At 60.5% G+C, this 8,405-nt stretch carries 8 protein-coding genes; 2 read left to right on the top strand and 6 right to left on the bottom strand.

The window, feature by feature from the left end; genetic code table 11:
- Positions 1-1,189, bottom strand: a 1,189-nt coding sequence (locus tag HP499_RS17075) for a VCBS repeat-containing protein (RefSeq protein WP_253951656.1), incomplete at its 3' end; no start/stop codon positions are given.
- Positions 1,190-1,552: 363 nt separating this feature from the next.
- A complete protein-coding gene (locus tag HP499_RS17070) occupies positions 1,553-3,655 on the bottom strand; it encodes a carbohydrate binding domain-containing protein (RefSeq protein ID WP_172325404.1) in 2,103 nt (700 codons plus the stop codon).
- A gap of 521 nt (positions 3,656-4,176) precedes the next feature.
- Here HP499_RS17070 and HP499_RS17065 point away from each other — a divergent pair.
- Complete coding sequence (locus HP499_RS17065; protein ID WP_172325403.1) at positions 4,177-5,412, top strand: ROK family protein; 1,236 nt, start codon at positions 4,177-4,179, stop codon at positions 5,410-5,412.
- On the opposite strand, the gene HP499_RS17060 is transcribed toward HP499_RS17065, so the two are convergent.
- The 4 genes from HP499_RS17060 to HP499_RS17045 form a co-directional block, all read right to left on the bottom strand.
- The gene (locus tag HP499_RS17060) at positions 5,409-6,368 is read right to left on the bottom strand and encodes a PfkB family carbohydrate kinase (RefSeq protein WP_309138412.1); all 960 of its coding nucleotides are present in this window, start codon (positions 6,366-6,368) and stop codon (positions 5,409-5,411) included. The two genes, HP499_RS17065 and HP499_RS17060, sit on opposite strands and share 4 nt — an antisense overlap.
- Positions 6,369-6,967: 599 nt before the next feature.
- The gene (locus HP499_RS17055) at positions 6,968-7,420 is read right to left on the bottom strand and encodes a GNAT family N-acetyltransferase (RefSeq protein ID WP_172325402.1); all 453 of its coding nucleotides are present in this window, start codon (positions 7,418-7,420) and stop codon (positions 6,968-6,970) included.
- 26 nt (positions 7,421-7,446) lie between these two features.
- Positions 7,447-7,806, bottom strand: a complete 360-nt coding sequence (locus HP499_RS17050) for a hypothetical protein (RefSeq protein WP_172325401.1) — start codon at positions 7,804-7,806, stop codon at positions 7,447-7,449.
- Complete coding sequence (locus HP499_RS17045; protein WP_172325400.1) at positions 7,803-8,081, bottom strand: hypothetical protein; 279 nt, start codon at positions 8,079-8,081, stop codon at positions 7,803-7,805. Before HP499_RS17045 ends, HP499_RS17050 begins: the two co-directional genes overlap by 4 nt.
- A 105-nt stretch (positions 8,082-8,186) precedes the next feature.
- Between HP499_RS17045 and HP499_RS17040 the strand changes: the two genes are divergently transcribed.
- Positions 8,187-8,405, top strand: a 219-nt coding sequence (locus HP499_RS17040; RefSeq protein WP_172325399.1) for a pyridoxal-phosphate dependent enzyme, incomplete at its 3' end; no start/stop codon positions are given.

Below are 8,405 nucleotides of genomic sequence, written 5' to 3'. Positions count from 1 at the left end.
TGTAGCTCAAAAGATCGCCGTTGGCGGCGACGGCCGAGAGTTCGTTGTATTTCGAGTGGCTGGAACTACCAATTCCTGCTACCTCGGAAAACGTCTCCCACCCCGGGCCGAGGGACGCAGGTTCCTCCCAGCCGCCCTCGCCGTCAGTGGGGTACTGGTGCAGGAAACCGTCCTGGTCGCGTCCGAAGATGTCCACGGCACCATCGGCATTCATGTCGCCGCCGGTGATGATCTTGTTCATGACCTGCCAGCCCCAGCCCACCTGTTCGCGGGGGAGCCAGCCACCTTCGCCGTCGCCGGGGTAGAGGAAGAGGCCGCCTGCTGCGTCGCGTGCCAGCACATCGTTGGTGCCATCGCCGTTGAAGTCGCCAGGGCCCACGATGGAATTGAAGACGTTCCAGCCCTGGCCAACCTGCTCGCGATCGAGCCAACCACCCTCGCCATCGCCGGGGTAGAGGAAGAGCTTGCCTGCTGCATCGCGGCCGAGGAGATCGTTGAAACCGTCGCCGTCGAAGTCGCCGGGGGAGAAGACGATGTCATAGACATTCCATCCTTGTCCCACCTGCTCGGGTTCGTCCCATGAACCCCAATAGGCAGGGCAGGGACCCTCGCACATGCCTTTGTAGTACGTGTAGGTCCGTGGGTAGAGGATGAGCCTGCCATCGTGCGTCCGGGCGAGGGGCTCAAAGTTGCCACGGCCGGTCCACCCCATGGCCCGGCTGGAGGCCTTCACGGGCAAGGTTTCCGCGCTCAGCTGCGTGCCGGTTGGGCAGCCCTGGTTGCCCGGGGTGAGGGGATGGACGCGCATGGATATCCGGCTGCCCTGGTCCTCCGGCAGGATCCGGAGGGTTTCCCCCTGCCGATCCTCCGGAAGCGGATCGCCGTCGCGGAACCATTCCAACGTAATGCCGTCACCCGAGCCGTCCGGATTCCTGCAGCCCCAATAGCTGTAATCGTACTGTCGGCGCAGCTCGGCACCCACGTACGGGGCGCCGTCGATGATTGGCGTTGGCTGCGTGTCCGCGGTGGCAGGCGGTGCGCCAGTGGCCAGCAGCCCTGTCGTCAGCAGTCCGGTGGCCAGCAGACCGGCTGCAACGGCCTTGGCCGGCACCAGTAGATACCTCTTCTTGACCGCATTGGTTTTGGGCGCTTTGTTGGGCGCTTTGGTGCGCGTTCGAACGTTCCCCATGATGTTCCCCCCGGAAGCGGCATTGACGTGCGTGGGTTTGTGCTGAGGCTACCGCACTTGGGGTGGGCAGTCAGGAGGCGCGAGTGATCACCATCAGTCGGAACAACCTGCCCACAGATCAGGACGACCGCCTGCTGATAACCCGTAGGCTCAATTGTCCATACAGCGTCTGGACAATTGAGTCCAAGGTGGCTGTCGGTGGGCCAAAATGGGTTCCCTTGCCAGCTTGCTTCCATGGGTCGTTTGCAGACCTGCTCCATGAGGCTTCGATGAGGCTCTAAACGGAGGCGGCGCCGGGATCCGGCGCCGCCTCCTTCCCGGCTCACGTGACCGGAAGGCCCGGGCACGTGAGGTCTTTGTGCGTCAGGCGCAGGGGTTTCCTTGGCTGACGACTCCGTCTTTCACTCGCTGGTAGCCGGGACCAGCGGTGTAGTTGTTTGTTCCGTTGTTGTCCCAGGTTCCGGCCGCATTGTTGAAGGCTGCGGTGATGCCGGAAGCTCCGTTGAGGGGGATGGAGGTAGTTACCCAACCAGGGCATGAGGCAGTCATGGCCACGCCCGGGGCAGTAGTCCATGCTCCGGCGCCCACACGATAGTGGGCGTTATAGGAGGACCAATTCTTGTTGGTTGAGTAGAACAGCACTGTGGTGTCTGTTGGCCCGGGGGTAGATGCGCTGCTGCAAGGATCGGCATTACTAACAGCATTGCCGTTCACCGTTGCGATCCCACCGTCCAAGGCGTAGTTGCTGGTGTTGTTGTTGTCCCAGATGCCGTTTCCGTTGTTGAAGGCAGCCGTTGCCCCGGTTGAGCCGGCGGGGATGGTGTACGAGACCCAGCCAGGGCAGGCGGCGGTCATGGTGACGCCGGGTGCAGTTGTCCAGGCGCCGGTGCCTACCCGGTAGTGCATTTTGTAGTCGTTCCAGCCTTTGGTTGTGGAGTAGTAGACCTTGAGGTTGGTTGCTCCCGGTTCTGTTTGCCCGCCTGCTTTTGCGTTGATGTGCAATGCGAGGGCGGCGTTTTGGCCGACGGTGGCCTGGAAAGTCCCCGATGCGTCCACGGTTACCACGTCACCCGCCGAGCAGCCTGTAGCTGTTGGCAGTCCCACAATCACGTTGCAGTAGCGGCCAGCGGGAAGGGAGCTCTGGAAAGTCCTGGTGATGGCATTGCCACGATTGATCGCCACATAGCTTTTGTCACCACGACCAAAAGCGATGGCATTAGAGCCGTTGTCCCACTTATTGACGATCGGCGCCGCATGGCTTGTATTGCGGAAGCCCACCATGTTTTCAATGTTGGTTTGCGCATGCTTGCAGGTCCAGCCGTTCTGGCCGCACACGGGATCCATGACTTCCCCGTTCGAGGCAACCGCCGGTCCTGTCTCATTGTTGGAGAAGGAATAACCCGAATGGATCGACGGGGACCCGTAGTTCCACGCCAGTGTGAAGATCTGGGCAAGATCGTAGTTTGCCCCGTCCTTGTAGGTGAGTGTCTCACCATTGCGCTCAGTGTCATGGTTATCGACGAAGACTGCGGCGTTCTGTTGAGGAAGGAAGCCTGCCCAGCTGGGGCCGATGCCATTGCCCGTGATCAGCCAGTTGATATTCCCGCCGTTGAAGGCCTCTTTGAGTTTGCGGGCGAAGGCAAACTCGTGGATATCACCGTTGCTGGTGTATTCCTCCGGCTGGATCGGTTCGTTGGCTCGGATAACTTCCTGGACCACATAGAGCCTTGCGCGGTCGTTGACCCTGGAGAGAATTCCTTGCATGTCGCTGGCCGCAATATGTTTGACTGCGTCAATCCGGAACCCGTCAACTCCCAAGGCCACCAGGTCATTGAGGTATCCGGCAATTCTTCCCTGAACGTAGGGGGAGGAGGTGTTGAGGTCAGAGAGGTTGACCAGATTGCACTCCTGGACTTCCCATCGGTTCTGGTAGTTGGCGATGTCCCTTCGGCACGAGTGAAAGTCCTGCCCTTGGTAGTTTCCGGGGTAGTCGTAGTGCTGGAATATGGTTCCCGCCCAACCGGTTCCTCCGGCGCTCTTTCCGGACATGTGGTTGATCACGGCGTCCGCGATCACTTTCACGCCAGCGGTGTGGCAGGTGTCCACCATCTGCTTGAACTCGGCCCGAGTGCCGAGCCGTGACTCAACCTTGTAGCTGACGGGCTGGTAGTGGGTCCACCATTCCGGACCTTGGACGTGTTCTTGCGGGGGAGATGTCTGCACGTATCCGTATCCGGCCGGGCCGAGGTTCTCGGTACATTCGCGGGCTATGGCGTTCCATGTCCAGGAGAACATCACCGCGGTGGCGTCTTTGGGCCCGGGAGCTGCGGCTTGGGCCGGTGGGGCTGCGGCTGTGGAGGAAAAGAGGGTGCCGAAGAAGGCCATGAGAACCAACGCGGCTATTATCTGAAAGCGTTTCCCATTGCTGGAAAAGCGGACTGCGACGTCCTCGTCGTGTGCTGGCATAGAGGTGAAGTCTCCTCAGTGAGAGGCTGCTACAGGCCGGGAGTCCTGGCAGCGACTGACGCCGCCCGTGCGGAACGGGCGGCCGCGTCACGATGACGGCTACCCATCAAGGTAGGCGGAGTTCGGCCGATAAACAAGAGCAACTTAGTAAAAACTGGAAGCGCTTGCAGATCGGCGAAAGTGCGTCTTCGGCACGAAGAACTCGCGTGCGGAAGGGCTGGTTTATGACAGGTCAAAGCGTGGGGACGAGGACGGGGGCCGAGCTAGAGCTGTACTGTCGGCTCTGATGATGACGAGGGGGCTGCGAAAAGTGCGGGAGGCGTCGAATGGTCGACGACGGGCTGGTACCGACGTGCGGCGGGCTCCCACAGGGTATTCCAGCGGTCCAGGGCGGATTCGCTGGTGGCGAGGGTTCCTGGGTGGTCCGGGGCTTCATGCATTGTGTCTCCGAAGTTAATTTGGACTCAAAATTTAGTGCCTGAAGTATTATGTGACCTGAGCTACAGAGAGGTCAAGACCCGATGAGCGCCCCTTCCTCCTCCCCCATGCCGCAGATGCTTAGGCGGGCAAGCCTCAGATCAGTCTTGGACTTCATGAGGGCCTCCACCATCGTGACGATCTCGGACGTCATGGAGGGCACCGGGCTCGCCCGGGCTACTGCCATATCTGTATGTGAAGAGATTATGGACCGGGGTTGGATCACGGAGCTTGAAAACCAACGCGAGTTTGGTGAGTACCTCAAAGGGCGGCCGGCCCGACGATTCGTTCTGAACCAGGAAGCGGGATACGTCATTGGCCTGGATGTGGGTGTCTCCAAGGTGACGGCCGTCGTGTCCAACCTTCGCGGTGAAATCGTCGGTAGGGCGAGCCAGCAGTTCCGTGGAGTTCAGATCACGGCCGATGACAGCATTCCGGGTTCGGATATCAGTCCCCACGAGCGTGTATCAGCCATAGACAGCACTGCGTGTGATGCCCTCCGCAAAGCAGGCGTCACCCCCGGCGCGGTTCTCGCAGTCAGTGCCGGAATTGCGGCTCCGGTGGGCCGTAACGGCGATGTATTGGTGACTCAACCCTTCTGGGCTCTTCTGGACGTTGGCTTGAAATCGGCACTGAAGGATCTTCACGGATGGACAGTGTTGCTCGCCAACGACGGAAACCTGGCGGCCCTGGGCGAGCGTTGGCGCGGTTCAGCGGTGGGGGTGGACGACGTCGTGGTTATCCTCGCCAGTGAGCGATTTGGTTCCGGAGTGATCGACGACGGCAGGCTTCTGCATGGTTGTGGCGGAGGCGCCGGCGAGCTGGCATTCCTCAAACAAGTCGAGGGGGTCGGGGACACCTTTGGCATTGCCCTGATGGCACGCACCTGGGCTGCGGAGGCCCTCGCGGGAAGTGATGACACGCTGCTCCGCGAATATCCTGCCGAAGCAATTGAAGCTGAACACGTCTTCGCCGCCGCTCGCCAAGGTGACGCTGTGGCACGGCGGATTCTGGATCGGCTTGCCGATCGCATGGCACGGGTCATCGGGGCCGTCGCTACCATCCACAACCCGGAGCTTGTGGTGATAGGTGGTGCAGTTGCCAAGTCTGCAGGCGCACTGATGGACCCAATTGCTGAGCAACTGCCCCAATTCACCGCGACCCCTCCACGGCTGGCCGTTTCACCCCTGGGTGATTCGGTGGTGACCATGGGTGCGGTCAGAAGCGCGCTGGACTTTGTCGAGAAGGAGACCCTGGATATCGAGCTACGCCACAGTTAGGTCAGTAGCTCCGACAGTTTCGGGTGCAGATGCTTACTTTCAATCGCAGTGCGGGCCTGAGTCGCGGCTACCGTCAGGGCATCGTCAATGGTGGCACCGCGGAGTGTCGCGGCCAGGAAACCGGTCATGAAGGCATCACCAGCACCATTGGTATCAACAACCTCGGCGGGAAGAGCGCTGACCTCGTGCCGTGCCCCGGATGCCTCCAGTGCAATTGCACCCTCTGCTCCGCGGGTGCAAACGGCCAAGCGGGGGCCGCGTTCCAGGCAGGAACGCATAAGGTCCCACGGGTCTTCTGCATTGTCGTCACTCATGAACACCGTTGTGGCAGCGCGAAGGAACGGTTCGTGGAATTCTGACGATCCGTCATAGTCGTGAAGGTCCGCCCAAATGGGCGTCTCCTGCGCGTCCAAGCGCTGCAACAGGAGCGCACCAAGTTCGCTGAGGTCAACGACGGCGACGTCGGCGGCGGCCACCGCCTCAGCCGCGATGCTGAGTTCGCGCTCGGTGGGCGTCGACGGAACCGCAACGTACAGCGACACCCGTTTGCCGCCGTCGGACATCAAATTGACGTGGCGTTCGGTCTGCTCGGACGCCAAGGGCTCGACGTGCACCCCGGCTGCCGTAAGGGCGCTGCGGATCCGCTGCCCCTCGGCATCAGTTCCAAGCGGCGAACACAACCGCACTTTAATGCCCAGGCCGGCCAGATGCAGGGCCTTGCCAGCGGAGGTCCCTCCGATGGTGTGCCACGAGCGGCGGGCAAACTGCATGTGGGGGACAGGTTCCGGAAGGTGGTCGAGGAGGATGAGTTGATTCCACGATGCGGGGCCGCAGACAGCTACAGAAGGAGGCGCAGACATGGCCGTATCCAGCCCTTCATTCATAGCAACCTGACCCTGGGCCGCATCATTGGCGGTGGTCAGAACGGCCGGAATCCGGCCGGCTTCAATATTCACGGATCAAACTCTACGCAAGAATCTCCCATCTAATGAGAGGTTGCGCCGCTGATACCATCACTACACCCAAGCCGCAGCAACACTCCTTTGGCATGTGCTATCCCAGCCGCGAAATCACCGCAAAACGCATATGACGGGATCTCTCGTCTGTTTGAACTCGTCCCACTCGAACGCCGATAACGGAGATTCTGTACATGCCTGTCTATCGTCAGAATGTAGAGCCCTTGACCAGCTTCAGTGGTTACCAGTCAAGTTTTCTGTAGGGCAGACGGGATAACGATTACCAGACAGCGTGGCGTGGCGGCACCTCCCAAGTGGTGGGATGGAAGGTAGCGTGCAGCTGAGGCCGCGCCGAAACCACAGCATCACGGAACAGCTGTTTTGGTTCGGGACCCTGTCGGTGAAGATTTTCCGCGTATGCGCAGCTACGGGGGCCTGAAGAACTCTTAGATGTCGAGGTTGTAGCCATTTATTGGTGAAGCCTAGTTTCGAGGGCCAGAGAATTTCGCCGGCTGACCCGCCCTTTCTGGAGCCCACGTCAAAGCAAAAACTCGATCACCGCAGTCGACGCTCCAACAAACCCGCTCCTACGAGAAAGGCTAGGGCCACCGAGAAGGGTTTGGGGCGACCATGAAAACATCCACCGGGTCCTCGTTTTCGAGCACGAAGCCATGCCGCTCATACAGGTGGCGTGCGGGGCTGCCCTGGAGCACGTTCAACCGGAACGGGCGCTCGTCCACGGAGGCCGCCATGACACGCCGCAGCACCTGGCCGCCGAGCCCCTTTCCTTGGTGCGCAGGTGTCAGGTAGAAGTGTTCTATCCACCGCGAATCCGGCTCGGGGCGGACCGCTATGACGCCAGCGTCCACGCCTTCGCTATGGATGATGTACGTGTGCTCCGGCTGGAAACCGTTCAGGAAGCGCTCGCGCACCCGCACAGGATCGAAACGCTCCAACCGTTCCAGGTCCGGGCGCATCACCACAGCCCGGAGTTCTGCTATCCAGGCAGCGTCCGAGGCGACGGCGGGGCGGAGGGCAAAGTCGGCAGGCATGTCTCAAGCCTATGCTGTGGAGTCGGTCAGGAGGCCTTTGCAAGATACTCGGCCAGGGCGTCACGCATGATGGCTGAGGGCTTGCGGTGCTCAACTGCGGCCCGCGCCAGCAGTTGGTCGTCCATTTCCTGCGAAAGTCTGAGGGACCGGGAAGGAGAAGTGCCTTTGGCGCTCAACGAGGGCTTGCCCACGGCGCGTTTTACTGCCTCGGCTGAGCCCAACGCCGCCTCAAGAATTGACTGCCCGGCACCGGGCGCTTCTGCCTTTGTGATGCGTGCGTCGTTCCCGACGTCCGCCGTCTCTGCCCACTCAGCCAAGTCGGTATAGTGGGCCTCCGTCTCTCCATTGACAGTAACTTCCATTGCTTCCTTCGCAGATTTGCTCATTGCACTGTGCCCCTTTCTGCAATTTCGAGAATCTTCCGCCTTGCTTCCATGACGTGAAAGATCAGGATGTCACCTGGCGGCGCTATCACCGCCATGACCTCTATAGTCGTTCTACGGTCACGGCTTGAGCCGATAAAGAGATCAGGTCTGGTGGTTGTGTCAACGCGGGGTTCATCGAATTGTTCGATGCGGTACATGTAGTTGAGGATCGCGTGTAATGCGTCTTCCCTGTCAATCCCGTGCTTGTCTGCGCTGCTGGCCCACCTGATCCCCATGGAATATTGTCGCACAATCTAGAAATATATTGCAAGACAATATTGTGAATATCCGGTAACCGTATCCAGTCCATAGGATGAAACGGACGGAAAGGTGCAGCCACGATGGTCACACGCGAAGAAGTAGAAGCAGCGTACTCACGCACAGCGGGCTGGGTCCGCCACACGCCCTTGGCTGAAAGCGGCGATCAGGAGCCGTACCACCTGTGGTTCAAATGCGAGTACATGCAGCACACGGGCTCGTTCAAAGCCCGTGGCGCGTTCAACCGCCTGCTCACGGCCCAGGAAAGCGGCGAGCTGGATCCCGGGGTTGGCATTGTGGTG

The sequence above is a fragment of the Paenarthrobacter sp. CM16 genome (genome assembly GCF_013179505.1).
GTDB lineage: Bacteria > Actinomycetota > Actinomycetes > Actinomycetales > Micrococcaceae > Arthrobacter.
The sequence above is the reverse complement of the archived record's forward strand: the minus strand, read 5'-3'. Positions and strand labels throughout refer to the sequence as shown.